Annotated in this window: 22 protein-coding genes and 1 tRNA gene; 19 read left to right on the top strand and 4 right to left on the bottom strand. The window is 65.9% G+C overall.

Annotated elements, in window-relative coordinates:
- The 8 genes from ASD67_RS23670 to ASD67_RS10330 all read left to right on the top strand — a co-directional run.
- On the top strand, positions 1-796 hold a 796-nt coding region (locus ASD67_RS23670; RefSeq protein ID WP_235535627.1), incomplete at its 5' end, for a multicopper oxidase domain-containing protein.
- Positions 793-1896, top strand: coding sequence for a copper resistance protein B (locus tag ASD67_RS10300; protein ID WP_056346540.1), 1104 nt, complete (start codon positions 793-795; stop codon positions 1894-1896). The genes ASD67_RS23670 and ASD67_RS10300, both read left to right, overlap by 4 nt.
- Before the next feature lie 289 nt (positions 1897-2185).
- Positions 2186-2551, top strand: coding sequence for a DUF3703 domain-containing protein (locus tag ASD67_RS10305; protein WP_235535628.1), 366 nt, complete (start codon positions 2186-2188; stop codon positions 2549-2551).
- Between the two features lie 44 nt (positions 2552-2595).
- Positions 2596-2934, top strand: coding sequence for a hypothetical protein (locus ASD67_RS10310; protein ID WP_056346542.1), 339 nt, complete (start codon positions 2596-2598; stop codon positions 2932-2934).
- Positions 2935-3034: 100 nt separating this feature from the next.
- On the top strand, positions 3035-4198 hold the full coding sequence (locus ASD67_RS10315; protein WP_162248564.1) for a TolC family protein: 1164 nt from the start codon (positions 3035-3037) through the stop codon (positions 4196-4198).
- Positions 4199-4210: 12 nt separating this feature from the next.
- Positions 4211-5383 (top strand): efflux RND transporter periplasmic adaptor subunit, encoded by a 1173-nt coding sequence (locus ASD67_RS10320; RefSeq protein WP_056346546.1) that lies wholly within the window; start codon positions 4211-4213, stop codon positions 5381-5383.
- A 1-nt stretch (position 5384) separates the two neighbouring features.
- Positions 5385-8648 (top strand): efflux RND transporter permease subunit, encoded by a 3264-nt coding sequence (locus tag ASD67_RS10325; protein ID WP_056346548.1) that lies wholly within the window; start codon positions 5385-5387, stop codon positions 8646-8648.
- A gap of 109 nt (positions 8649-8757) precedes the next feature.
- On the top strand, positions 8758-9348 hold the full coding sequence (locus ASD67_RS10330; RefSeq protein WP_056346551.1) for a methylated-DNA--[protein]-cysteine S-methyltransferase: 591 nt from the start codon (positions 8758-8760) through the stop codon (positions 9346-9348).
- A 6-nt stretch (positions 9349-9354) separates the two neighbouring features.
- On the opposite strand, the gene ASD67_RS10335 is transcribed toward ASD67_RS10330, so the two are convergent.
- Entirely contained in the window at positions 9355-10938 is a 1584-nt protein-coding gene (locus tag ASD67_RS10335) for a Na+/H+ antiporter (RefSeq protein ID WP_056346553.1), read from the bottom strand.
- Positions 10939-11265: 327 nt separating this feature from the next.
- Here ASD67_RS10335 and ASD67_RS10340 point away from each other — a divergent pair, with 327 nt between their 5' ends.
- From ASD67_RS10340 to ASD67_RS10350, 3 genes are read left to right on the top strand one after another with little or no spacing between them, the layout of a single operon-like run.
- Positions 11266-12042, top strand: a complete 777-nt coding sequence (locus ASD67_RS10340) for an SDR family NAD(P)-dependent oxidoreductase (RefSeq protein WP_056346555.1) — start codon at positions 11266-11268, stop codon at positions 12040-12042.
- Positions 12039-12830, top strand: a complete 792-nt coding sequence (locus tag ASD67_RS10345; RefSeq protein ID WP_056346556.1) for an enoyl-CoA hydratase/isomerase family protein — start codon at positions 12039-12041, stop codon at positions 12828-12830. Before ASD67_RS10340 ends, ASD67_RS10345 begins: the two co-directional genes overlap by 4 nt.
- Complete coding sequence (locus ASD67_RS10350) at positions 12827-13585, top strand: N-acyl homoserine lactonase family protein (RefSeq protein ID WP_056346558.1); 759 nt, start codon at positions 12827-12829, stop codon at positions 13583-13585. Before ASD67_RS10345 ends, ASD67_RS10350 begins: the two co-directional genes overlap by 4 nt.
- 174 nt (positions 13586-13759) lie before the next feature.
- On the opposite strand, the gene ASD67_RS10355 is transcribed toward ASD67_RS10350, so the two are convergent.
- Together ASD67_RS10355 and ASD67_RS10360 are read right to left on the bottom strand one after the other, a co-directional pair.
- Complete coding sequence (locus ASD67_RS10355; RefSeq protein ID WP_056346560.1) at positions 13760-14488, bottom strand: enoyl-CoA hydratase/isomerase family protein; 729 nt, start codon at positions 14486-14488, stop codon at positions 13760-13762.
- The gene (locus ASD67_RS10360; RefSeq protein WP_056346562.1) at positions 14485-15330 is read right to left on the bottom strand and encodes an FAS1-like dehydratase domain-containing protein; all 846 of its coding nucleotides are present in this window, start codon (positions 15328-15330) and stop codon (positions 14485-14487) included. The genes ASD67_RS10355 and ASD67_RS10360 overlap by 4 nt, the downstream gene beginning before the upstream one ends.
- 447 nt (positions 15331-15777) lie before the next feature.
- Between ASD67_RS10360 and ASD67_RS10365 the strand changes: the two genes are divergently transcribed.
- From ASD67_RS10365 to ASD67_RS10400, 8 genes are all read left to right on the top strand, one after another.
- A complete protein-coding gene (locus ASD67_RS10365) occupies positions 15778-15867 on the top strand; it encodes a potassium-transporting ATPase subunit F (RefSeq protein WP_056347272.1) in 90 nt (29 codons plus the stop codon).
- Positions 15868-15880: 13 nt separating this feature from the next.
- A complete protein-coding gene (kdpA, locus tag ASD67_RS10370; RefSeq protein ID WP_056346564.1) occupies positions 15881-17584 on the top strand; it encodes a potassium-transporting ATPase subunit KdpA in 1704 nt (567 codons plus the stop codon).
- Between the two features lie 12 nt (positions 17585-17596).
- Positions 17597-19633, top strand: coding sequence for a potassium-transporting ATPase subunit KdpB (kdpB, locus tag ASD67_RS10375; protein ID WP_056346566.1), 2037 nt, complete (start codon positions 17597-17599; stop codon positions 19631-19633).
- 10 nt (positions 19634-19643) lie between these two features.
- Positions 19644-20234, top strand: coding sequence for a potassium-transporting ATPase subunit KdpC (gene kdpC / locus ASD67_RS10380; RefSeq protein ID WP_056346568.1), 591 nt, complete (start codon positions 19644-19646; stop codon positions 20232-20234).
- On the top strand, positions 20231-22903 hold the full coding sequence (locus ASD67_RS10385) for a sensor histidine kinase (RefSeq protein WP_056346570.1): 2673 nt from the start codon (positions 20231-20233) through the stop codon (positions 22901-22903). Before kdpC ends, ASD67_RS10385 begins: the two co-directional genes overlap by 4 nt.
- Positions 22900-23622 (top strand): response regulator, encoded by a 723-nt coding sequence (locus ASD67_RS10390; protein WP_056346572.1) that lies wholly within the window; start codon positions 22900-22902, stop codon positions 23620-23622. The genes ASD67_RS10385 and ASD67_RS10390 overlap by 4 nt, the downstream gene beginning before the upstream one ends.
- 122 nt (positions 23623-23744) lie before the next feature.
- Positions 23745-24077 carry a hypothetical protein gene (locus ASD67_RS10395; RefSeq protein WP_056346574.1) on the top strand — a complete coding sequence of 111 codons (333 nt, stop codon included), beginning with the start codon at positions 23745-23747 and terminating at the stop codon, positions 24075-24077.
- A gap of 117 nt (positions 24078-24194) precedes the next feature.
- Positions 24195-25013 (top strand): TorF family putative porin, encoded by an 819-nt coding sequence (locus ASD67_RS10400; RefSeq protein WP_056346576.1) that lies wholly within the window; start codon positions 24195-24197, stop codon positions 25011-25013.
- A gap of 159 nt (positions 25014-25172) precedes the next feature.
- Here the strand turns inward: ASD67_RS10400 and ASD67_RS10405 are convergent.
- Positions 25173-25248, bottom strand: a tRNA-Thr gene (locus tag ASD67_RS10405).
- Positions 25249-25294: the final 46 nt, after the last annotated feature.

Here is a 25294-nt window from a genome sequence, read left to right on the forward strand (position 1 = left end):
AGGCCTGGGCCGGGCCACCCTGGCGCCGCGTGCGGGCATGGTCGCCGCGGTGCCGCCGCTCCGCGCCCGTCCGCTCGCCACGATGAAGGACATGGGCATGGACATGGGCGGGGGCGGCGCCACCGGCAGCGATGCGGCGTGCGCACCCGAACATGCCGCGATGGGCCATTGTACTCCCGCGCCCGCCGACGGCGCGGCGCCGGACCACGCCGCCATGGGACATGGCGCCGGCGGCATGAAGCACAGCATGCGCGACTTCGACGTCGCGCCGCAGGTCAAGCGCGACCCGAGCGTCCAGTCGATCTCGCCGATGCCCGTCGATCGCATGGGCGAGCCGGGGCAGGGGCTGGAGGATGTCGGGCATCAGGTTTTGACCTATCACGACCTGATCGCGCTGGAGCGGAACCCCGACATTCGCGCGGCCTCGCGCTCGCTCGACATCCACCTGACCGGCAACATGGAACGCTTCATGTGGTCGTTCGACGGGGTGAAGATGTCCGACCATCACGAACCCATCCCCTTCATCGAGGGCGAGCGGGTGCGGATCAACCTGATCAACGATTCGATGATGAGCCACCCGATCCACCTGCACGGCCATTTCTTCGAGCTGGTGACGGGGAAGGGCGATCGCTCGCCGCGCAAGCATACGGTGCTGGTTCAGCCGGGCGGGACGGCGAGTTTCGATTTCACCGCCGACGCGCTCGGCGACTGGGCGTTCCACTGCCACCTCCTCTACCATATGCACGCCGGCATGATGCGCGTCGTCAGCGTCCGCCCGAAGGGAGAGGCCGCATGACCCGGCTCGCCCTGCTGCTTTCGGGCATCGCGCCGCTGGTTTTTGCCGTTCCGGCGGCGGCGCAGTCGATGGATCATTCGATGCATGGGTCGGCGGCGCCCGCACCGGCGACCAAACCCGCCGCCAAGGCGCCAGCCTGCCCGCCCGACCATGCCGCGATGGGTCATTGCACGCCCGATGCGGAAACGCCGCAGCCAAGCGAACCCGATGCGGAAATGCCCGACATGGGAACGATGGATCATGGCACGCCGGCGCCCTCCGATCCCGACTGTCCGCCCGAGCATGCGAGCATGGGGCACTGCACGCCGAAGGCGCCGGCGCCCGATGCGATGGGCGGTGCCAGCGGCACCGACCTGCCGCCCGGCGACGCGCCTGCGCCTTCGCCGCCGACCGACTGGTACGCCGATCGCATCTTTCCGGGCGGCGCGATGGAGCATTCGCGCCACGAGATGATGAAGGAGGGCGGCGACCAGAAGATCGCCTTCGTCAGCCTGAACCTTGCCGAATATCAGGCGCGCAAGGGGCGCGACGGCTTTCGCTGGGAGGGCGAGGGCTGGTACGGCGGCGACATCAACCGCCTGACGGTGAAGAGCGAAGGCGAGGCGGTGTTCGGCGAAGGCATCGAAAGCGGCGAGGTCCAGGCGCTCTACAGCCGCGCGATCGGTCCCTATTTCAACGCGCAGGCGGGTGTTCGCCAGGACTTTGGCCACGGCCCCGACCGGACCTATGCGACGATCGGTGTCGAGGGGCTTGCGCCCTATTGGTTCGAGGTCGAGGGGGCGCTGTTTCTGTCGAACAAGGGCGACCTGCTCGCCCGCCTCGAAGCCAGTTACGACCAGCGCCTGACCCAGAAGCTGATCCTCCAGCCCGCCGCCGAGGTCAATTTCGCGGCGCAGGATGTCCCCGAAAGCGGGATCGGTTCGGGGCTCTCCGACGTCGAACTCGGCCTGCGGCTCCGCTATGAGGTGGTCAAGGAATTCGCACCCTATGTCGGCGTCGAATGGGCGCGCAAGGTCGGCGACAGCGCCCGCTTCGCCCGCGCCGCAGGCGAGGATGCGAGCGGCGTCAGTTTCGTGATGGGGATCAAGGCCTGGTTCTGATGCGCGCGCCGCTGTTCCACGGATCGTCGCTTACCCCCAAATCTGTCCAACCGAGCAGCACGACGTCGAAGCGCCAGTGCGTTGCGCCGGGTTCGAACTGCGATCCGGTCGCGACCGTTTCGAGGAAAATATAGGCCGGGACGGCATCCGTTGCGGCACGCCGCTGCCAAGCTGGTCGTTCGATCCGGCTTGACCCTGTAGCAGCTACAGGGTGTAGGGAAGGCGCCGACTCGAACAACATCGGTGCAATATGATGCCAGACCATCGCTCCATCGGAGACTCAGGGGCCTTGCGTGCGACCAGCACCGCGGAGGGGCGGCACGGCGCATATCGCCAAGAGATCGATCATTTTCGGCGCGCACGCCGGGATCGCGATTGGGCCGCCTGCTGGCGGTATCTCGAGCGTGCGCATATCATCGCCCAGCCCCTGTTTCGGTTGCATCTGTCCTCGCATGCCGAGATGCTGAAGTTCGCCGTCGCGCGGGGCGATGCCCGCGAGATATTCGGGCAGTTGCTGCGCATCATGCTGGTCCCGCTCGGCGCTCTCACGGGCCAGTTGCCCGCCGGCAACACCGGCCGCGCCCGCGTCAGCGCGTTCGTGCCGATGACGGTGCCTGACGATTTGCAGCCCTATGTGCGACCGGGTGCGCGATGATCGTCAGCTTGCCTGTCTCTCACTCGACTGTTAGTTGGCGGGCGATGCAGAAGGCCCTGGTCCAGTTCCTGTTGCTCATCGCGGCGCTGATGGCGGGCATGGACACGCGTGCCATGGCGGATGACAATGTGGCGGCGTCGGGCATTGTCGGCCATCATCATGACTTTGTGGAACCGTCGGATGACGCGGTTCACGGCGACAATTCGCCGACCGAAAGCGGCGGCGAAGTGGTGCATCATCATCATTGTCCGACGGGCCTTGTCGCGGACGAAGGCCTGGCGTCCGCGTCGGGGCCGCACGCACGCGACGTGCATCTGCCGCGCCTCGCCGTGGCGCTCGCATCGCGCAGCATCGCGCCACCAACCCAACCTCCCGCCGCCTGATCACTGCTTCGCGCGGGCATTTCGCCCGCGCTCCACGCATTGATCGGGAGTATTTATGTCGAAATCATCGGGCATCCTGCTGTTTGCAGGGATGCTGGCTATGTCGGTTCAACCGGCATTGGCCGAACCTGTCTCGCTGTCCGACGCCTTGGTGCGCGGACAAGAGGCCTCACCGCGGATTGCCAGAGCCAAGGCCGAGCTGAAGGCGGCCGAAGGCCGCGCGACGCAGGCTGGCGTGCGTCCAAATCCCACCATATCCGCCGAAGTCGAGAATTTCAGCGGCACCGGACCCTATCGGACCTTTGGCCAGACCGAGACGACCGTCGCGGTTTCGCAGCCCTTCGAGCTTGGCGGCAAAAGGCGTGCCCGCAAGGCGGTCGCCGCCGCCGAGCGCGAATTGGCCCGAATCTCACTGCGCAGCGCCGAGGCCGACCTGTCCTACGACATCATCGTGGCGCATGCCGAACTCCGCGCGGCGGAAGACCGGGCGGTGCTGTCGCAAAGCGTTCTCGCGCGGGCGGTCGAACTGGCTCGGATCGCGGAAACCCTCGTCGATGTCGGGCGCGATCCGCCGCTGACCAAGCTGCGCGCCGATGCGCTGCTCGCCGAGGCGAAGGCCGAAAGCCTGAAGACGATGGCGCAGTTGATGTCGGCTCGCCAAAAACTGGCTTTGTTCATCGGCAGCGATGATCCCGAGCTGTCGGCCGTTCGGCAGGACATCCTTTCGCTTCCCGCTCTCGCAGCCGATGCGCAGAGCCTCGACGAGCGGCTTGCCGCCGCCGAGCGCGATGCCGCCTCCGCACGGGTCCGGCAGGCGCAGGCCGAGGGCGTTCCCGACATCACGGCGTCGGGCGGGGTGCGGAACTTTCGCGAAAGCAAGGACACGGCGTTTATCGTTGGTGTTTCGATCCCGCTGCCGGTGTTCAATCGCAATCGTGGCAATATCGATGCGGCGCGCGCCGAAGGCGAGGCCGCGGAGGCCCAGCTCGCACAGGCCCGCCTCGATACCCGCTTCTCGCGGCGCGATGCCGAGCTGATGCTCTCGGCCGCCAACGAACGGGTGTCGGCGCTGTCGGGGGTCGGCCTGTTTCAGGCGAGCGAAGCCGCGCGGGTCGCCGAGATCGGATACCAGCAGGGCAAGTTCACGCTCATCGAACTGATCGATGCCCAGGAGGCGCTGACCAGCGCCAATCTCAAACTCATCGAAGCCGAACTCGATCGCGCCCGCGCGCTTGCCGCGCTGGGCCGTGCGAACGCGCAATAGGGGATAAATACCATGCAAATCTTCGAAAACAAAAACCGCCTGATGGCCGCCGTCGCCGCCGGGGCGCTCGTTCTGGGTGGTGGCGGCATCCTGATCGGGCGTTCGATGACCAGGTCTCCGGCTGCAGCGCCGGCGACAGAGGCTGCCGAGGATGAAGGGGAAGACCATGCCGAAGGGCTGGTCCTGATGGACGAGGCGCGCGCCAAGGGGGCCGGCATCGTCACCGAGACGATCCAGGCCGGCGGTCTGGCCTCCGAGATATTGGCGCAGGGCGTCGTCGCATCGACCCCCGATGGCGAGGCGGTGCTGACGGCACGCGCCGACGGGGCGATCACTCGCATCCATCGCCGCCTTGGCGACGTCGTTCGCGCCGGTGAATCGGTGGCGGTGATGGAAAGCCGCGACGCGGCGGCCATCGCGTCCGAGCGGAGTTCCGCAACGGCGCGCCTGGCGCTCGCGCGATCGACCTATGCGCGCGAAAAGAAGCTGTTCGACGCCCGCATCACCGCAAAGCAGGACCTCGAGGCCGCCGCGGCAGCGCTGGCCGAAGCCGAAGCCGAGGCGCGGCGGTCGCAATCGGCTGCCGCCGCCGCCAAGGTGTCGGGCGATGGCCGCACCCTCGCGGTGACGAGCCTGATTTCGGGGCGGATCACCAAAGCGGACGCCAAGCTCGGCGCCTATGTGCTCGCCGGAACCGAATTGTTCCGGGTCTCCGATCCCAATCATATCCAGATCAACGCCTCGGTGCTCGCGGCCGACGCCCGCCGGATCAGGCCTGGCGATACGGCCGCCATCGAACTGCTCGGCGGTGAGATCGTCAAGGCTGTGGTGCGCTCGGCTACCCCGAGCCTCGACGCCGAGAGCAAGACGGCGACGATCGTCCTCATTCCCGAGGGCATCGGCGGACTGACCCCCGGGCAAGGCCTTCGCGCCCGGATCAAGCCGCAAGGCACAGCGGATGCCACGCTGATCGCGCTGCCCGAAGAAGCCGTGCAGACGGTCGAGGGACGCGAGGTCGTGTTCGTCAAAACCGCCAAGGGCTTCCAGGCGACGACGGTGGTCACCGGCAAGCGCGGCGGCGGACGCATCGAAATCGTCGACGGGGTGAAGCCGGGCGCGGTCATCGCGACCAGGGGCGCCTTCCTGCTCAAAGCCGAAATCGGCAAGGGCGAGGCGGAGCATTGAGATGATCGAAAAACTGCTCGATGCGTCGATACGCTTTCGCTGGGCTGTGGTTCTCCTCACCCTCATCATCTCGGCCTACGGTCTGACGCAGCTGCTCAAGCTGCCGATCGATGCCGTCCCCGACATCACCAACAAGCAGGTTCAGATCAACACCGTCGAACCCAATCTGGGGCCGCTCGACATCGAACGCCTCGTCACCTTCCCCGTTGAAACTGCGATGGCGGGAATCCCGGGACTGCAGAGCTCGCGCTCGATTTCGCGCAACGGGTTCAGCCAGGTCACGGTGATCTTCGAGGATAATACCGATCTCTATTTCGCCCGGCAGCAGGTGGCGGAACGGCTGGGCCAGGCCAAGGGCACCTTGCCCGACGGCGCCGAGCCGCAAATGGGTCCGGTCTCCACGGGTCTCGGCGAAGTGCTGATGTACACCGTCGACTTTGCGCCGACGGCCAATGCGAAAAATCCCAAGATCGCCGGAAAGCCGGGCTTCCAGCCCGACGGCTCCTATCGGACCCCGACGGGCGAAATTCTCGTCGATGACGTCGCCAAGCTTGGGTATCTGCGGACCGTCCAGGACTGGGTGATCCGCCCGCAGCTGCGCTCGGTATCGGGGGTCGCCGGTATCGATTCGATCGGCGGTTATGAAAAGCAGTTCGTCGTCCAGCCCGACGCGACCAAATTGGCGAGCTATGGCATTTCCTTCTCGGAACTCGCCGAAGCGCTCGAACGCGCCAATATCTCGGTCGGCGCGAACTTCGTCGAACGTGGCGGCGAGGCCTTCCTCGTGCGCGCCGATGGCCGCATTCGAACCCTCGACGAAATCTCCCGGGCGACCGTCGCGAGCCGCGGCGGGGTGCCCGTCATGGTTCGTGATGTCGCGACCGTGCAGATCGGCGGCGAACTGCGCACCGGATCGGCATCCGAAAACGGCAAGGAACTGGTCGTCGGCACCGTCCTGATGCTCGCGGGCGGCAACAGCCGGATCGTGGCCTCGGCGGCGGCCGAACGCCTCGAGGATGTTGCCAGGTCGATGCCCCCGGGGATCGTCGTCAAGCCGGTGCTCGACCGCTCGCAACTCGTCGACGCGACGATCGGCACGGTCGAAAAGAACCTTGCCGAAGGCGCGTTGCTCGTCGCGGCGGTGTTGTTCTGGCTGCTCGGAAACTTCCGCGCCGCGGTCATCGCCACCTTGGTCATCCCGATTTCGTTCCTGATCATGGGAACGGGAATGAACATCACCGGGACGTCCGGCAATCTCATGAGCCTCGGCGCGCTCGATTTCGGGCTGATCGTCGACGGCTCGATCATCATCATCGAAAATTGTCTCAGGCGATTGGCCGAGCGACAGCATCATGAAGGACGATTGCTCTCGTTGAGCGAGCGGTTGCATGAGGTGTTCGAAGCCTCGCGCGAAATGGTGAAGCCGACGATCTACGGCCAGGCGATCATTTTCCTCGTGTTCGTGCCGCTGCTCACCTTTACCGGGATCGAGGGCAAGACCTTCTCGCCGATGGCGATCACGGTGTTGCTGGCTTTGGGCGGCGCGTTCATCGCATCGCTGACCTTCGTCCCCGCGATGGTCGCGCTGCTTCTTCGCGGCAAGGTCGCCGAGAAGGAAGTCCGTGCGATCGCTTGGGTCAAGGAGCGTTACGAACCTGTGCTGGGGCGCGTCATCGCGCGCCCCTGGCCGTGGATCGGTGCGGGCGGCGGGACGTTCGCGGCGGCTATCCTTATGTTCGGGATGCTCGGAAGCGAGTTCATTCCGGTGCTCGGCGAGGGGAATCTTGCGATGCAGGCGCTCCGCATTCCCTCGACATCCTTGAACAAGTCGCAGGACATGCAGCTTCAGGTCGAAAAAGCAGTGTCGGCATTGCCCGAGGTTGCCTTCATCTATTCGAAAACGGGCACGGCAGAGGTTGCCAGCGATCCGATGCCGCCGAACGCGTCGGATACCTTCATCATCCTGAAGCCGCGGGGCGACTGGCCCGACGGCGTCCGTACGAAGGATGATGTGATCGAGCGGGTCGAGAAGAAGCTCGAACCTTTGGTCGGCAACGCCTTCGAAATCAGCCAGCCGATCCAGCTGCGTTTCAACGAGCTGATCGCCGGGGTGCGCGGCGATATCGCGATCAAGCTCTATGGCGACGATCTCGACGAGATGGGCCGCGCGGCGCAGCAGGTGGCGGCGATCCTGAACACCGTGCCGGGCGCCGCCGACGTCAAAGTCGAACAGACCGCAGGCTTCCCGGTGCTCGATGTTCAGTTCGATCGCGATGCCATCGCCCGATACGGCCTGACGCTTCGGGATGTCAGCGATACGGTCGCGGCGGCGCTCGGCGGGCGCGAAGCCGGGATCGTGTTCGAAGGTGACCGGCGTTTCGATATCGTCGTCCGGCTCGACCGGGCGACGCGCGACGATCTCGATGCGGTGGGGGCGCTCCCCGTGCTGCTGCCGGGCGAGGGTGGCGCGCGGGCATCGGTGCCGCTCAGCGAACTCGCCAAGTTCAGCTTCTCCGAGGGGCTCAACCAGGTCAGCCGCGAAAACGGCAAACGGCGCGTCGTCGTACAGGCCAACGTCCGCGGCAACGACCTCGGATCTTTCGTGGCCGAAGCGCAGGACAAGGTGAACGCGCAGGTGAAACTTCCCACCGGCAGCTTCATCGAATGGGGCGGGCAGTTCGAGAATCTGCAAGCCGCATCGGCGCGCCTGTCGATCGTCATTCCGATCATCTTTGCCGCGATCTTCGGCATATTGTTCATGGCCTTGGGCGGCGTGCGGCAGGCGGTCGCGGTCTATTCGGCGATTCCGCTCGCCTTGGCAGGCGGGGTGTTTGCGCTCCTGCTCACGGGGTTACCCTTCTCGGTATCGGCCGCGGTGGGCTTCATCGTGCTTTCGGGCGTGACGGTGCTGAACGGCCTCGTTGTGATGACGAGCATCAACCAGCGCATCGACGAAGGAAAACCGGTCGACGTCGCGATTGGCGAAGGCGTCATGGAGCGGGTTCGCGCCGTACTGATGACCGGGATCGTTCCGGCCATCGGCTTCGTTCCGATGGCGCTGGCCACCGGCACCGGGGCCGAGGTCCAGAAGCCGCTCGCGATCGTCGTGATCGGCGGTTTGATCACCTCGACACTGTTGACCTTGTTCGTCTTGCCCGCAATCAGCCATTTGCTGCTTCGCGGGCGAACGCGGGGGCATGTGGCGGGCGACTATGCCGACGTCACGGCGCTCGGCGAGCGGGCCATCGCCGCTGACCAGAAGTAGGGCGGAATCCTGCCGCACAGCCGGCCGGTACACACCGGCGGGCTGTGCGGCTCCGATGGGGAAGCCGCCATTGCATTCGCGAAACGGTCCGGTGATATACGGCCGGACCATGACGAAGCGGGTTCACTATCATCTGTTCGAGACCGCCGCGGGCTTCGCCGCGATCGGCTGGAACGACAAAGGGATTTCCAGCGTGCGGTTGCCTGCGGCGAGTGCGCACGAGGCGGAGCGTTCGCTGGTGCGCCGGTTTTCGATGGCGCTGCCGACCGAACCGCCGCCGGCGGTGCGGTCGGTGGTCGATGCCGTGGTGCGCTATTTTGCGGGCGAAAGGGTCGACTTCGCGGCGGTCCCGGTCGACATGGGCGAACAGTCGCTCTTTTTCGAGCAGGTCTACGCCTTCGTCCGCAACCTTGGATGGGGGGAGGCGACGACCTATGGCGCGGTCGCGAAGGCTCTCGGTGCAGGTCCCGAATTTGCGCGAGACGTCGGCCAGGCGATGGCGAACAACCCGGTTCCGCTGATCGTGCCGTGCCACCGTGTGACCGGCGCCGGTGGCAAGATCGGGGGTTTTTCAGCCCCTGGAGGATCGACGTCGAAAGCGCATATGCTCGCACTCGAAGGGGTCTCGATCGAAGCGGGCCCAACGCCCCGAAAGGCCGCGCCGGGCAAGACCGACACCCAGGCCGGTTTCGACTTCTAACCCACTCTAGTCGCCGCGCTGGAGCGTCATCGCCAGTTCCTCGACGTCGAGGTCGCGCTCCAGTTCGTGGAGGACCTCGTCCTCGATCAATCCGGCGCGGTGGATGCGGATCAGCTCGGCGCGGCCCGCCGCGATGGCCTGAAGCAGCACGTCGAAATGCGCCCGCAGGCCGTCCATCGTCGTGCTGGCATCGGCTTCGTAGCGCTCCATGAAATTCATCCGCTTGCGATGTTCCTCGAGCATCATCGGATGGATGAGGGTGCCGTCCCCGTCATAGGCGAGTTTCTCGATCACCGCGAAGCGCGCGCGTGCCATCGCGGCTTCGGCGGCGGGCAAGGCCATCTTGGCGGGCGGATCGACATCGACCGGTTTGACGCGGCGAATCAGCATGCCGAGGCTCGATCCCTGGACGACCACCGTCACGAAGATCACCGCGAAGGCGCAGATCAGCATCAGGTCGCGGCCCGGCATCGCCATCGGCAGCGTCAGCGGCACCGCCAGCGTCACGACGCCGCGCATCCCGGCCCAGCTCAGCACCGTCGCCTGCCGCCAGCCGAGCGGTCGCGCGCGTTCGAGGCCCACCCGGCGCGCGGCTTCCAGCACTGCCTCCGACGCGAAGATCCAGACGAAGCGCGCGACGGTGACGGTCAGGACGACGCCGACCATCATGGTCACCCAGCTGCCCGGGATCGCGCCGATCCCGCCGATCCGCTCGATCGCGTCGCGCAGCGAAAAGCCGATCAGGATGAACACCAGCGCTTCGAGGACGAAGACCATGATCTGCCATCCCGAATTGGCGCGCAGGCGGACCGCGGCGGGCAGGATCTCATGCTGGTACCAGCCCATGGCGAGCCCCGCGGTGACCGTCGCGATCACGCCCGAGACATGGACGGTCTCGCCCGCGATATAGGCCGCCCAGCAGAGCAGGATCGTGATCAGCATGATCAGCATCGGATCGCTGAAGCGCTTCGCAAGGATGATCCAGCCCTTGGCGACCACGGCACCGACGACCACGCCGCCGAGTGCGACGAAGGCGAAGCTCTGCACGGCGTCGCCGGCGTCGAAAACCCCGCTGAGCGTCGCCGCGACCGCGAAGCGGAAGAGGATCAGGCCGGTCGCATCGTTGAGCAGGCTTTCGCCTTCGAGCAGCGCTTCGAGCCGGCGGGGAAGGTGGACGCCCTTCAGCACCGCCCGCGCCGACACGGCATCGGGCGGCGAGACGATGGCGCCAAGCGCGAAACAGGCGGCCCAAGGCAGTTCGGGTAGAATCCAGTGCGCGACCACGCCGACGACGAGGGTGGTGAAGACGACCGCACCCACCGCGAGCGACAGGATGCCGGGCAGATGGCGCCGGAAGCGCCCGAGCGCGGTGTAATAGGCGCCGTCCATCAGCAGCGGCGGCAGGAACAGCACGAGCGCGAGTTCGGGGTCGAGCGAAATATGCGGCAAGCCCGGAATGAAGGCCAGCGCACCGCCGCCCACAAGCAATGCCGTTGCCGGCGGCCAGCGGAGCTTGAGCGCCAGCCAGTGCAGCACGATGACGAGGGCCAGGAGAGCGAGGACAAGTTCGAAGGCTTCGACGGCATGCATCGTTTCAGCTCCGATGCCCGGCGATGCCGAAAGAAGATGTCATGCCGAGCCCCCACATTTTTTGGCCAGATACGGCACCACTTCTGACGCCGTTTGTCGCCGCGATCAATGCTCTGGCGTGAAAGGGGGCAAAGAGGAATCTTTATCCCCCGTCCGCCGCGCTTGGCAGCCGCGACGGGGGAAAGGTTGTGTGTGCACAAGGGGAACATTAGGGGAACAAATAAACTCTGTCAACTCCCCATGTCGTTACGGCGGCCATTGGTTCGACTGGTTGACGTAAACGTCAATTGGCGCCAAGGCCGGATCGTTCAACGAAAGGGAGAGACGATGGCGGAGCAACCCAAGTTCGACCTGACGGGCCGCGTCGCGCTCGTCACCGGGGCCTCGTCGGGGCTGGGTGCGGGTTTCGCGAGGGTGCTCGCCGCGTCGGGCGCGAAGGTCGTGCTCGCCGCGCGCCGCGCCGACAAGCTCGCCGAGCAAGTCGCGGCGATCGAGGCTGCGGGCGGGCAGGCGATAGCGGTGTCGATGGACGTCACGGACGAAGCGTCGACTATTGCCGCCTATGATGCCGCAGAGGCGGCGTTCGGCACGGTCGACACGATCGTGGCCAATGCCGGGGTCGCCACCGAGAAGATGGCCTTCGGGCTGTCGGTCGACGACGTCGATTTCCTGCTCGCGGCCAATGTCCGCGGCGTCTTCCTGACCGCGACCGAGGGCGCCAAGCGGCTCGACAAGGCGGGGGCCCGCGAGAAGCAGCATGGTCGCATCGTCCTGATCGGATCGATCACCGCCGAGAAGGTGTTCCCCGCGACCTCGGTCTATGGCGCGACCAAGGCGGCGGTGCGCCACCTCGGCAAGGCGCTGGCGCGCGAATGGGCGCGGCGCGGAATCAGCGTCAATGTCATCCAACCGGGCTATTTCGAATCCGAAATGACCGCTGAACTGTTCGACAGCGATGTCGGCGCGCAGATGGTGAAGAGCTTTCCGCGCCAGCGCATGCGTCCCGCTACCGACCTTCATACGCCGTTGCTCATGCTCTGCTCCGACGCGGCACTCGGCATTACCGGCAGCGTGATCACCGTCGACGACGGGCAGACGCTGTGAGCGGCGAACTGCTGATCGAGACGCGCGGGGCCGTCGAGATTGCGACGCTCAACCGGCCCGATCGGCTGAACGCGCTCAGCGAAGGGCTGGTCGACGAACTCAACTCCTATTTCGGCGGCCTCGCCGATCGCAAGGAGGTGCGCGTCGTCATCCTGCGTGGGGCTGGGCGTGGTTTCTGTGCTGGGCTCGACATCCAGGAGGATCGGACGACCGACGAGACGCCGGTGCTGCGCACGCTGCGCACCCAGACGAGCATCGGCAATATCTATCGCAAGATGCGCGCCTGTCCGCAGCCGATCATCGCACTCGGCCATGGCGCAGCAGCGGGCGGCGGGCTGTCGCTGCTGCTCGCCTCGGACGTGCGCTATGGGACGCCCAGCTTCCGTTGCAACGCCGCCTATATCCGTATCGGGCTTGGCGGCTGCGACATGGCGTCGAGCTATTTTCTGCCGCGCCTCGTCGGGGCGAGTCTGGCGTCGGAGATGATCCTGACCGGGCGCTTTATCGACGCCGAGCGGGCTTTGCGCGCCGGGCTGATCAGCGAGATCGTCGAGGAAGAGGCGCTGCTCGACCGCGGGCTCGCGCTCGCCGACGAGATGCTCGCGACCGCGCCCTGGGGGCTGCGGCTGTCGAAACAGGCGCTCAACCTCAACATCGACGCGCAGAGCCTCGACGCGGCGATGGCGATCGAGGATCGGCAGCAGGTGATCCTCTCGGCGACCGAGGATCATAAGGAAGCGCTCGCCGCTTTCCTTGGCAAGCGGCCCCCGGAATATAGCGAACGGTGACCGGCACGCTCACCCTTTATGCCTTCAACACCGGCTGGTTCCAGTGCCGCCCGGGCTATTTCATCGAGGGCGAGGAGGGCGACTATCTGAAAGGGCCGGTGCCCTCCTACCTGATCGACCATCCGAAGGGGCGCGCGCTGTTCGATACGGGCATGGGGGTACGCTATCGCCGCACGCTCGAGACCGCGCTGCCGCCGAACAAATTCGGGCTGCAGTTTTTCGAGGGGCAGGAGATCGCGGCGCGGCTGAAAAGTATCGACGTCGATCCTGCGAGCATCGACTGGGTGATCAACTCGCATCTCCACATCGACCATTGCGGCGGCAATGCCAGCCTGCCCAATGCGACGATGATCGTGCAGTCGCACGAACTGGCGGCGGCGCAGGCAACCGAGGAGGCGGGGCTGTACGAGGCGCTCGATTATGCCACCGGCCAGCCGGTGAAGGCGATCGACGGCGAGTTCGACCTGTTCGGCGACGGCAGCGTGCGGATCGTGCCGACCTATGGCCATACGCCGGGGCATCAGAGCGTGATCGTCAAACTGCCGAGCGGACGCGAGGTGCTGCTCGCGGCGGACTGTTGCTACACAGAACGCAACCTCGACCTGATGGTGCTGCAAAAGGCCGTGGTCGACCGCGAGGCGGGGCTGCGAACGATGGCGTTTTTGCAGCAGCAGCGGGCGGCGGGGACGCAGATCCTGTTCGGCCACGACGGGCGCCAATGGGCGAGCGTCGAGGAGGGCAAGGCGATCGGGTAGGGCCGGCGGGTTTCGACCCAAGGCTGGTAAGCCTTCTGCGAATCCCGTTCATGTCGAGCGAAGTCGAGATACCCATCAGCAGCGCGCCTTTAGGGTGTCTCGACTTCGCTCGACACGAACGGACATAGGGGACGGCTTGGAAACCACCTCGGAGCGGTTTCGGCGCCAAACCTCCTAAAACTGCTTCGCCACCCGTTCGGCGAAATCGGGCGCCACTCCGGCGCTGTTGAACACCTCATGCGCCAGTCCGGCAGCCAGCGGCAAATCCGCCTGTTCGCGATAGAGCTTCTTGTACGCAAAGACGCTGTGCCGCGATTGGCCGGCAATCGCCTCGGCCAGCGTCCGCGTCGTCGCCTCCAGATCGGCATCGGCGACGCAATGATTGGCGAGGCCGATGCGCGCGGCCTCGGCGCCGCTCACCGGCAGGCCGGTGAAGCTCATCTCGCGCGCCTTCCAGGCGCCGACCCGGCGGGGGAGGCGCTGGCTCATGCCCCAGATCGGTACCAGCCCGAATTTGCCGTGCGTATCGGCGAAATGCGCGCTTTCGCCCGCGACGATGATGTCGCCGGCGAGCGCGAGTTCGAGGCCGCCGGTGAAGCAGCCACCCTGCACCGCGACGATCAGGGGTTGCGGCAGATCGGCGAGCTTGGTGACGATCGATGCCTGATAATGCGGACGGGGCGCTTGCAGCCCGCGTTCTTTGAGGTCGTTGCCCGCGCAGAACACCGGGCCGTCGGCGCGCAATACCACCGCGCCGACCGCATCGCCCGCGGCGGCAATCGCGTCGGCATGGGCGTCGAGTTCGCCCCACAGCGCAAGGTTGAGCGCGTTGCGCTTTGTCGCGCGGTTGAGCGTCAGGGTCGCGACGCCGTCCCTGTCCTCGCGCAAGACCAGTTCGTTCATGCCTTCGCCTCCGCCGCCATGATGGTTCGTCCATCGGACCCGATCGCCGCCATTTCCCAGCCGCCATCCTTCGCGCGCCCGACGAGGTGCATCGGCTCACCGACAAAGGCCGGTGCCTGCGCGCGCATCGTGAACGCCGCCAGTGCGTTGGCACCCAGTTCGCGCTGGGCGAGGTCGAGCAGCAAGGTCGCGGTCAGCGGTCCGTGGACGACGAGGCCGCGATAGCCTTCCTCATCGCGGGCATAGGGCAGGTCGTAATGGATGCGGTGGCTGTTGAAGGTCAGCGCCGAATAGCGGAACAGCATCGCCTCGCTGGGCACCAGGTCGCGCCGCCATGTCCAGGCTGACAGATCGGGCGCGTCCGTCGATACTGGGGCTGGCGCGGGGGCCGCGACCGGTGCGGGCGCGCGGAAGACGATCGTCTGGCGCTCGCTTACCGCGAGCACGCCATCGGCGCGCGTTTCATGCTCGACCTCGGCAAAAACGAGCTGGCCGGTCGCGCCGTTCTTCTCCTTGATCGCCGCGAGCGTCGAGGTCCGCGCGATCGCCGCACCGGCGGCGATCGGGGCATGGAAGCGCACGTCGCTCGCGGCCCACATGCGGCGTGGCAGCGGGATCGGCGGCATGAAACTGTCGGGACTGTCCGCGCGCAGCGGGTGGCCGTCGGGGCCGAGCGTCGCGGTCGGCGCGTCGGGCAGGCACAGGCACCAATGGATCGCCTGCGCAGCGACGTCGCCGATCTCGTCGCTGTCGATCGTCGCGCGGAACCGCGCGAGCGCCGAGGGCGTCAGCACATCCTGCTGCGCGATCCGGCGCCCGATCCATGCCGTCCAGTCCGCCATTCAAACCTCCCTGCCGCCCCGCGGTGCGGTTGCGGTAGGGCGTAATGCGGGGATCGAGAAGTCAAAAAGAGGTCGCCCGCGCGGTGCGCAATCGTTCATCGTGGCATCGACGACAAAGAAGCGATGGTTTTCAACCGGTGCTCTTGCCACCCGCGTGGTCCGAAGATGGGGGATGACGCGGCGAACCGAGTCCCGCGTGCGCCGCAGCCCGAAAAACGGAGAAATCATACGAGAATACTATGCGAGCCGGCCTTTCGGTCTCTCGCATTAAAACGTGCGACTCTCCTATTTGACGGTCCGCAGACGACTCGTGCCACGCCCCGTGGCCAGCGCCATGCTGGAGCAAACCCATGCAGGACCTTCTCTGGATCGGCCTCATCCTCTGTCTGGTCGCGGCAAGCCTTGGCTATGCCCGCCTGTGCGACGACGCGTGAAGGACGGATGGCGATGACACTCGACCTCTGGCTCGCGGGCGCCACCGCGCTCGGTCTTCTTTTTTATCTCGTGGCCGTGCTCGCACGGCCCGAACGCTTCTAAGGGAGGCGCACCCATGACCTTTCAGGGATGGTTTCTCATCGTCGCGTTCGTCGCGATCCTGCTCCTGCTCTGCAAGCCCGTGGGCCAATGGCTCTTCGCGCTCTACGAGGGGCGACGGACGCCCCTGCACCGCATATTCGGGCCGGTCGAAACCGGCTTTTACCGCCTGTCGGGTATCGACCCGAACGAAGAGCAGGGGTGGCGGCGCTACGCGATCCATATGCTGATCTTCAATGCGACGCTGCTGCTCTTCACCTATGCGATCCTGCGCCTGCAGGGCGTGCTGCCGCTCAATCCGCTCGGACATGACGGCACGAGCGCGGATCTCGCGTTCAACACGGCGATCAGTTTCACCGCCAACACCAACTGGCAGAGCTATGGCGGCGAGTCGACGATGTCGAACCTCAGCCAGATGCTTGGCCTTACCATTCACAATTTCCTCTCGGCTGCGACGGGGATTGCGCTCGCTTTCGCGTTGTTTCGCGGCTTCGCGAGGCGCGAGATGAAAACGATCGGCAATTTCTGGGCCGATATGACGCGCGTGACGCTCTACCTGCTGCTGCCGCTCTGCGTTGCCATCGCGATCTTCTACATCGCGAGCGGCGTGCCACAGACACTGGCGGGTTCGGTCGACGTGACGACGCTCGAGGGCGCGAAGCAGACGCTCGCGCTGGGGCCGGTCGCCAGCCAGGAAGCGATCAAGATGCTCGGCACCAACGGCGGCGGCTTCTTCAACGCCAACAGCGCGCATCCGTTCGAGAACCCGACCGCACTAACCAACCTCGTCCAGATGCTCTCGATCTTCGCGATCGGGGTCGGGCTGACCTGGACCTTCGGCCGCGCCGTGGGCAACCAGCGTCAGGGCTGGGCGATCCTCGCCGCGATGATGACGCTGTTCGTTGCTGGCACCGCCATCACCTATTGGCAGGAAGCCGCCGGCAACCCGATCCTTCACCAGCTTGGCGCCGCCGGCGGCAATATGGAAGGCAAGGAGATTCGCTTCGGCATCGCGGCCTCGTCGCTCTTCTCGGTCGTCACCACCGCGGCGTCGTGCGGCGCGGTCAATGCGATGCACGACAGCTTCACCGCGCTCGGCGGGATGATCCCGCTGTTCAACATGCAGCTTGGCGAAGTCGTCATCGGCGGCGTTGGCGCGGGCATCTATGGCTTCCTGCTCTTTGCGATCCTCGCGATCTTCGTCGCGGGTCTGATGGTCGGGCGTACCCCCGAATATGTCGGCAAGAAGATCGAGGCGCGCGAGGTCAAGCTCGCGGTGCTCGCGATCGCGGTGCTGCCGCTGATCATACTCGGCTTCACCGCGATCGCGTCGGTCACCGAGGCGGGGCTGGCCGGGCCGCTCAACAAGGGACCGCATGGTTTCTCGGAGATCCTCTACGCCTTCACCAGCGCGGTCGCGAATAACGGGTCGGCCTTTGCGGGCCTCACCGCCAACACGCCTTTCTATAATGGCATGCTGGGCGTCGCGATGTGGATCGGCCGTTTCTTCATCATCATCCCCATGCTGGCCATCGCGGGCGGCCTGGCGGCGAAGAAATATACGCCCGAATCGGCGGGCAGCTTCCCCACCACGGGGCCGCTGTGGACGGGCTTGCTGATCGGCATCGTGCTGATCGTCGGCGGCCTGACCTTCCTGCCCAGCCTCGCGCTCGGTCCCATCGCCGATCATCTCGCGATGATCAACGGCCAGCTCTTTTAAGGATCCATGCAAATGGCTCGGTCCGTACAAAAATCATTGTTCACGGCAGACCTGATCGTTCCCGCGATCGGCGACGCCTTCCGCAAACTCAATCCCCGGGAACTCATCGGCAACCCGGTGATGTTCACGACCGCCGTCGTGGCGACCTTGCTGACGCTGTTGCTGGTCGTCGGCCAGGACGGCCTTGCCACCGGCTTCAAGCTGCAGCTCGTCATCTGGCTCTGGCTGACAGTGTTGTTCGGCACCTTTGCCGAAGCGCTCGCCGAAGGGCGCGGCAAGGCGCAGGCGGCTTCGCTGCGCGCCACGAAGGCCGAACTGACCGCCAAGAAGCTGAAGGGCACCGGAAAGGCGTTTGAAAATGTTCCCGCCAGCGCACTCCGGGTCGGCGACATCGTACTCGTCGAGACCGGCGACCTGATCCCGTCGGACGGCGAAGTCGTCGGCGGTGTCGCGTCGGTCAATGAAGCGGCGATCACCGGCGAAAGTGCGCCGGTGATCCGCGAGGCGGGCGGCGACCGCTCGGCGGTCACCGCCGGCACGCGCGTGATCTCCGACGAGATCCGCGTTCAGGTGACGGTCAATCCGGGGCAGGGCTTCCTCGACCGGATGATCGCGCTCGTCGAGGGCGCCGAGCGGCAGAAGACCCCGAACGAAATTGCGCTGACCCTGCTGCTCGTCGGCCTCACGATCATCTTCCTGATCGCGGTCGGCACGATCCCGGCTTTTGCGAACTATGCGGGCGGCAGCATTCCGGTCGCAATCCTCGCGGCGCTGTTGATAACCCTCATCCCGACGACGATCGCGGCGCTTCTCTCGGCGATCGGCATCGCGGGCATGGATCGCCTCGTGCGGTTCAACGTGCTCGCCAAGTCGGGCCGCGCGGTCGAAGCCGCCGGCGACATCGATGTGCTGCTGCTCGACAAGACCGGCACGATCACCGTCGGCGACCGGCAGGCGACCGAGTTCCGTCCGGTGGGTGGCAAGTCGATGGCCTTCCTCGCCGAGGCGGCGTTGCTCGCCAGCCTCGCCGACGAAACCCCCGAAGGTCGCTCGATCGCCGCACTGGCGCGCGAGAAATTCGGCCAGGCGGTGACCGAACTGCCCGAAGGCGCGGAGATCATCCCGTTCACTGCGCAGACGCGCATCTCGGGGATCAAGCTTGGCGATAGCGTGATCGAGAAAGGCGCCGTGGATTCGGTCCTCAAGGCAAATCCCGGTGCAGGGGCAACCGCCGCTGCGACCGAATTGCGCCGTATCACCGACGAAATCGCGCGCGCCGGCGGCACCCCGCTTGCGGTCGCGAAGGACGGCCAGTTGCTCGGCGCGATCTTCCTCAAGGATATCGTCAAGGCGGGTATCCGCGAACGCTTCGGCGAGCTGCGCGCGATGGGCATCCGCACCGTGATGATCACCGGCGACAATCCGCTCACCGCCGCGGCGATCGCCGCCGAGGCCGGGGTCGACGATTTTCTCGCGCAGGCGACGCCCGAGGACAAGCTCGAGCTGATCCGCAAGGAACAGCAGGGCGGGCGTCTCGTCGCGATGTGCGGCGACGGCACCAACGACGCCCCGGCGCTCGCGCAGGCCGACGTCGGGGTCGCGATGAACACCGGCACGCAGGCGGCGCGCGAGGCGGGCAATATGGTCGATCTCGACAGCGATCCGACCAAGCTGATCGAGGTTGTCGGGCTCGGCAAGCAATTGCTGATGACGCGCGGCGCGCTGACGACCTTCTCGGTCGCGAACGATGTCGCCAAATATTTCGCGATCATCCCGGCGATGTTCATCGTGCTCTATCCGGGCCTCGGCGTGCTCAACGTCATGGGGCTGACCAGTCCCGAGAGCGCGATCCTGTCGGCGATCATCTTCAACGCGCTGATCATCCCGCTGCTCGTGCCGCTCGCGCTGAAAGGCGTCACCTACCGCCCGATGGGCGCCGGGCCGCTGCTAGCCCGCAATCTCGCCGTCTACGGCCTCGGCGGCCTCGCGGCACCTTTTGTCGGCATCAAGCTGATCGACCTCGCGGTCGGCGGCCTGGGTCTCGTCTGAGGATATGACAATGAACAAGGATTTCATCACCTCGCTGCGTCCGGCGCTCGTTATGACGCTGCTCTTCGCGCTGCTCCTCGGGCTCGCTTATCCGCTGGCGCTCACCGGCATCGGGCAGGCGCTCTTCCCCCATCAGGCGAACGGCAGCCTCGTGGAAGAAAAGGGCCGCGTGGTTGGCTCGACCGTTGTCGGCCAGGCCTTCACGTCGGAGCGCTATTTCAACACGCGGCCTTCGGCGGCGGGTGACGGCTATGACGGTCTGGCATCGTCGGGGTCGAACCTCGGGCCGACGTCGCAGGCGCTCGTCGAACGGGTCAAGGGCGATGTCGAGAAACTGAAGGCCGCCGAACCCGGCAAGGCCGTTCCGTCCGACATGGTGACCGCATCGGGATCGGGCCTCGATCCCGACATCACTCCCGAGGCTGCTCTCTATCAGGTCGATCGGGTGGCGCGGGCCCGCGGACTCACACCGGATGCCGTCCGCGGGCTGGTCGAACAGAGCGTCGACAAGCCGCTCCTCGGCATTCTCGGCGAGCCGCGCGTGAACGTGTTCAAGCTCAATCGACGACTCGATGCATTTGGCGCTAAACCCGCCGCGTGACAGAGAAGGATCGACCATCACCAGAGGCCTTCCTGCGCCAGGCGGCGCAGGAAGGCCGTGGCCGTCTGAAGGTGTTTCTCGGCGCCGCGCCCGGCGTCGGCAAGACGTGGGAGATGCTCACCGACGGGCGGCAACGGCGCGAGGCCGGGGTCGATGTCGTGATCGGCGTGGTCGAGACCCACGGCCGCCGCGAGACCGAGGCGCTGGTCCACGGCCATGAGATCATCCCGCGCCGCGACGTCGATCATCAGGGACATAGCCTTGGTGAAATGGACATCGACGCGATCCTCGAACGCCGTCCGGGACTGGTGCTGGTCGATGAACTTGCCCATTCGAACGCGCCGGGCAGCCGGCATCCGAAGCGTTACCAGGATGTCGAGGAACTGCTTGATGCCGGCATCGACGTCTATTCGACGATCAACATCCAGCACGTCGAGAGCCTGAACGACGTCGTCGCGTCCTTCACCCGCGTTCGTGTCCGCGAGACGGTGCCCGACTCGATCCTCGAAAATGCCGAGATCGAGGTGGTCGATATTCCACCCGACGAGCTGATCGAGCGGCTGCGCGACGGCAAGGTCTATATTCCGCAGGAGGCGAGCCGCGCGCTCACCCATTTCTTCTCCAAGTCCAACCTGACTGCGCTGCGCGAATTGGCGCTCCGCCGCGCGGCGCAGGCGGTCGACGCGCAGATGCTCGAACATGTCCGCGCCAATGCGCTGGCGGGCAGCTTCGCGGTCGGCGAACGGATCGTCGTTGCGGTCAGTGAACTGCCCGTCGCCGCCGAACTCGTCCGCGCGGGCAAGCGGCTCGCCGACGCGCTGCGGGCGCCGTGGACTGCGGTCTATATCGAGACGCGGCGAAGCCAGGCGATGTCGGATGACGATCGGCGGCAGCTTGCCGACACGCTCGCGCTCGCCTCGCGGCTCGGTGCCTCAACCGCCACCGTGCCGGCGGCGAGCGTCGTGGAAGGGCTGCGCGCCTTTGCCGGCGAGGCACGGGCGACCCAGATCGTCATCGGCAAGTCGAGCCGCCCCTGGTGGTTCGAAATGCGCCATGGCTCGGTCGTCGACCAGCTCGTCCGGACGATCGACGATGTCGCCATCCATGTGCTGCCCGGCGAGCCTGCCGCGCGATCCGGACAACAGCGTGGTCGCATCACCGTTCCCGGGCGCTGGGGGCGACCGGCGGACTATATCTGGTCGCTGATCATGGTCGCCGCGATGACGGCGCTGGGCCGGCTGCTCCTCGCGGCGATCGACCTCGGCAACGTCGCCTTGCTCTATCTGGTGCCGGTCATGTTCGCCGCCGCGACGTTCGGCGTGCGCGCCGGCCTGTTCGCGGGCCTTGCATCGAGCCTTGCCTATAATTTCTTTTTCCTGCCGCCGACCGGCACGCTCACCGTCAACAATCCGGAAAATGTCGTCAGCATTCTCGTGCTGCTCGGCGTCGCGGTGGTCACCAGCCAGTTCGCGGCGCGGGTGCGCGCGCAGGCCGATCTGGCGCAGTGGAGCGCGCGCCAGAATGCGGCGCTCGCCAGTTTCTCGCGGCAGCTGACCGCCGCGCCCGACCAGGACACGCTGATGCACGCGATCTGCGCCGAGGTCGGGCGTCTGCTCGACGTCCGCACGGCGCTGCTGTTGCCGTCCGCCGACGGGCCGACGTTGCGCGCCGCGGTGCCGCCCGAAGACCGGCTCGAGCAGATCGAACGCGCCGCGGCGCAATGGGCGATGGACAATGAACAGCCGGCCGGGCGCGGGTCGTCGACGCTCACCGCGTCGGACTGGCTGTTCCATCCGCTGCGCACGACGCGCGGTGTGCTCGGCGTCCTCGGCATGACCCGTGACGATGCGCGCGAACCCATCCGGTCCGATCAGGTGCCGCTGCTGATGAGCCTGCTCGACCAGGCGTCGATCGCGCTCGACCGCATGGCGCTCGAAGAAGCGTCGCTTCATGCGCGGCAGGTCGACGAGCGCGACCGTTTGCGTTCGGCCCTGCTGTCCTCGGTCAGCCACGATCTCAGGACACCGCTCACGACGATCCTCTCGGCGGCGCAGGAAATGCAGCGCCACCCGTCGCCGCAACTGGCCGAAACCATCGAGACCGAAGCGCGCCGCCTCAACCGCTTCGTGTCGAACCTGCTCGACATGGCGCGCGTCGAAGCGGGTGCGTTGCCGTTGAAGGTCGAGGCGACCGAACTGTTCGACGCCGCGGCGAGTGCGGCGCATGACACACGGGCGTCGCTGGCGGGCCATGAGGTGAAGATCGATATTTCGCCCAATATTCCGCTGGTCCGCGTCGATCCGGTGCTGCTCCACCATTGCCTGATCAACCTGCTCGACAATGCGGGACGCTACGCCGATCCCGATACGCCGATCGTCATTCGGGCGCGGCGCATGGCGGATGCGATCCTGTTGTCGGTCATCGACCAGGGACCGGGCATCGCGCCCGGGAATGAGAAGCGCGTCTTCGAAACCTTCACCCGCCTCGAAGGAAGCGACCGCGCGAAGCACGGCACCGGGCTTGGCCTCGCCATCGTCAAGGGCTTTGCCGAGGCGATGGGGCTGTCGGTCGAGGCGGGCAACAATGCCGAGCCGCATGGCGCCTGCTTCACCATCCGCATTCCCGACGCGCTGATCATCACGCATCCGATCGACAAGGACATATCATGAAAGTGCGTCACAAGGTCTTGATCGTCGATGACGAGTTCCACATTCGCCGCCTGATCCACGCGGCGCTGGCGCGGGCCGACTATGCGATCGTTGAGGCGGAAAATGCGCGCGAGGCGATCGAACGTCTGCGTGAAGAGCGTCCCGACATTACGCTGCTCGATCTCGGGCTGCCCGACCGCGACGGGCTCGAGCTGATTCCGCTCTTCAAGCAGCAGTCCGATACGACCCTGATCGTCGTGTCTGCGCGCGATGCGACCGAAGAGAAGGTCGCGGCGCTCGATCTTGGCGCCGACGATTATCTGACCAAACCCTTCGACACCGACGAACTGCTGGCGCGCGTGCGTGTCGCTTTGCGCAACCGCCTGACCCGTGACGGCGGGAATCTGACCCTGTCGGTGGGTGATGTGACGATGGACCTGATCGCGCGGACGGTGACCAAGGCGGGCAAGGAGGTGCATCTGACGCCCAAGGAATATGCCGTGCTCGCGCAACTCGCGCGGTTCCCCGGCCGGGTCATAACGCACAACCAGATCATGAACGAGGTCTGGCCGACCGAGCATGAGCATCATGTCGAATATCTCCGCGTTCTCGTCCGGACCTTGCGCCAGAAGCTCGAAGCCGATCCGCAGCAGCCGCAGATCATCTGCAACGAACTCGGCATCGGCTATCGCCTGCGCCTCGGCGATCCTCTTGCGGAGGAGGGGGCGTCGGCGCGCTGAGTGGGAGGCGGCGAGCTGTCGGGCTGCGACTATATGCAATCTCTACGCCGCACGGCGTTTCCCGATCTCGATTTTCTACGCGCCGATGCGTAATTGGACGGCCTCCCATTGGAGGCTTGGACATGAAGAAATGGCATGAAACCCTTGCTGCCAACCTCGGCTTACGCGTCGGTGGCCTCGCATTGCTCGCGGTAAGTTGGTCGGTCGCGGTCCGGCTGCACCAGATGGCGCTCACCGCCTCGGCGCGCGATGCGACGTCGTTGATGATGCTCCTCTCCGCGATCGCCTTCCTCTGCGGCAGTGCGGGCAGTGCGCTCCTCTTCGTTGGCCCGGGGCTTTGGGAAACTGTCGAAGTTTCCGAGCGCTGGAGGCGTCCGCCCGCGCCTGACTTCGAAGCGCCGAAGATATTCGAACAGCTGTTCGCGCCCAGCGATCGAAACCGGCCGGTCGCGTAGCAAAAACACTATGCGGTCGGGCGGTTCTCGCTCTCGATTTCCAACGCCGCGCCGATCTAGTTGAGCATCCTCGCGAGCTTCCGCCATGTCCGGCCGAGGCGCTTTCAAGAGGAAGATATGAAAAGCATCATCTCGGTCGCCGTTCTTGCGGCAGCACTGTCTCCCGCTGCCGCATGGGCGCAGGAAGAAGAAAAACCGGCCGTCACCATTTCGGGTTCGGCAACGATCGCCTCGGACTATCGTTTCCGCGGCGTGTCGCAAACCGACAAGGAAATGGCGGTGCAGGGCGGCCTCACGGTGACGCATGAGAGCGGCCTCTATGCCGGCGTCTGGGCCTCCAATCTCTCGGGCTGGGGCACCTTTGGCGGCGCGAACATGGAACTCGACCTGATCGGCGGATACAAGGCGTCGATTGCGGACAATATGACGCTCGACATGGGCCTCGTCTGGTACATGTATCCGGGCGGCGCCGATGACTCGGATTTCGCCGAACCCTATGTCAAGCTGACGGGCACCACCGGGCCGGCGACGCTGACGGCGGGCGCGGCCTATGCGCCCAAGCAATATGCGCTCGCGAATGTTTCCGCCGCGCCGAACAGCCGCGGCCAGAGCGAGGACAATCTCTATCTGTGGGGTGATGGTGCGTTGGCGATCGCCGGAACGCCGCTGACGGCGAAGGCGCATATCGGTTATTCGGACGGCAACCCCGGCCTCGGCCCCAACGGCACGAGCGTCGCGCCGACCGGTCGCTATTGGGACTGGTCGCTTGGCGTCGACGCGGTCTGGCGCAATCTGACGCTCAATCTTTCCTATGTGGACACGGATATCAGCAGGGCGGAGGCCGCGCGTCTTCAGCCCAATTTCAGCAAGGGACTCGACGGCAGCGGTTCCATCGCCGACGCGACGGTCGTGGCAAGCGTCACGGCCTCCTTCTGAGGGCAGGCCGATCCGGACGGCGCGTTGCCGTCCGGACCAATCTCGTGGCGAGGCTCGGCGCGCACGCATGTCATGCGCTATGCAGGGATCGCCCGCGTCATTCGCCACGGTCAGAGTGGGAAAACGGACGGCGTCTTGGGCCGATGGCGAGAGACTGTGTGGTGCCGGCTGTCAGACTCGAACTGACGACCTACCGCTTACAAGGCGGTTGCTCTACCAACTGAGCTAAGCCGGCGCGCCGTTTGCGGCCCTAGGCATTTTTCGGTCGGATGGAAATATCC

It is taken from the genome of Sphingopyxis sp. Root1497, from assembly GCF_001427085.1.
GTDB lineage: Bacteria > Pseudomonadota > Alphaproteobacteria > Sphingomonadales > Sphingomonadaceae > Sphingopyxis.

Excerpts from the sequence above, each read along its gene's own strand:
- ASD67_RS10300 (WP_056346540.1), top strand. The coding sequence starts at position 793 with ATGACCCGGCTCGCCCTGCTGCTTTCGGGCATCGCGCCGCTGGTTTTT.
- ASD67_RS10310 (WP_056346542.1), top strand. The coding sequence starts at position 2,596 with ATGCAGAAGGCCCTGGTCCAGTTCCTGTTGCTCATCGCGGCGCTGATG.
- ASD67_RS10315 (WP_162248564.1), top strand. The coding sequence starts at position 3,035 with ATGTCGGTTCAACCGGCATTGGCCGAACCTGTCTCGCTGTCCGACGCC.
- ASD67_RS10320 (WP_056346546.1), top strand. The coding sequence starts at position 4,211 with ATGCAAATCTTCGAAAACAAAAACCGCCTGATGGCCGCCGTCGCCGCC.
- ASD67_RS10325 (WP_056346548.1), top strand. The coding sequence starts at position 5,385 with ATGATCGAAAAACTGCTCGATGCGTCGATACGCTTTCGCTGGGCTGTG.
- ASD67_RS10330 (WP_056346551.1), top strand. The coding sequence starts at position 8,758 with ATGACGAAGCGGGTTCACTATCATCTGTTCGAGACCGCCGCGGGCTTC.
- ASD67_RS10335 (WP_056346553.1), bottom strand. The coding sequence starts at position 10,938 with ATGCATGCCGTCGAAGCCTTCGAACTTGTCCTCGCTCTCCTGGCCCTC.
- ASD67_RS10340 (WP_056346555.1), top strand. The coding sequence starts at position 11,266 with ATGGCGGAGCAACCCAAGTTCGACCTGACGGGCCGCGTCGCGCTCGTC.
- ASD67_RS10355 (WP_056346560.1), bottom strand. The coding sequence starts at position 14,488 with ATGAACGAACTGGTCTTGCGCGAGGACAGGGACGGCGTCGCGACCCTG.
- ASD67_RS10360 (WP_056346562.1), bottom strand. The coding sequence starts at position 15,330 with ATGGCGGACTGGACGGCATGGATCGGGCGCCGGATCGCGCAGCAGGAT.
- ASD67_RS10365 (WP_056347272.1), top strand. The coding sequence starts at position 15,778 with ATGACACTCGACCTCTGGCTCGCGGGCGCCACCGCGCTCGGTCTTCTT.
- kdpA (WP_056346564.1), top strand. The coding sequence starts at position 15,881 with ATGACCTTTCAGGGATGGTTTCTCATCGTCGCGTTCGTCGCGATCCTG.
- kdpB (WP_056346566.1), top strand. The coding sequence starts at position 17,597 with ATGGCTCGGTCCGTACAAAAATCATTGTTCACGGCAGACCTGATCGTT.
- kdpC (WP_056346568.1), top strand. The coding sequence starts at position 19,644 with ATGAACAAGGATTTCATCACCTCGCTGCGTCCGGCGCTCGTTATGACG.
- ASD67_RS10390 (WP_056346572.1), top strand. The coding sequence starts at position 22,900 with ATGAAAGTGCGTCACAAGGTCTTGATCGTCGATGACGAGTTCCACATT.
- ASD67_RS10395 (WP_056346574.1), top strand. The coding sequence starts at position 23,745 with ATGAAGAAATGGCATGAAACCCTTGCTGCCAACCTCGGCTTACGCGTC.
- ASD67_RS10400 (WP_056346576.1), top strand. The coding sequence starts at position 24,195 with ATGAAAAGCATCATCTCGGTCGCCGTTCTTGCGGCAGCACTGTCTCCC.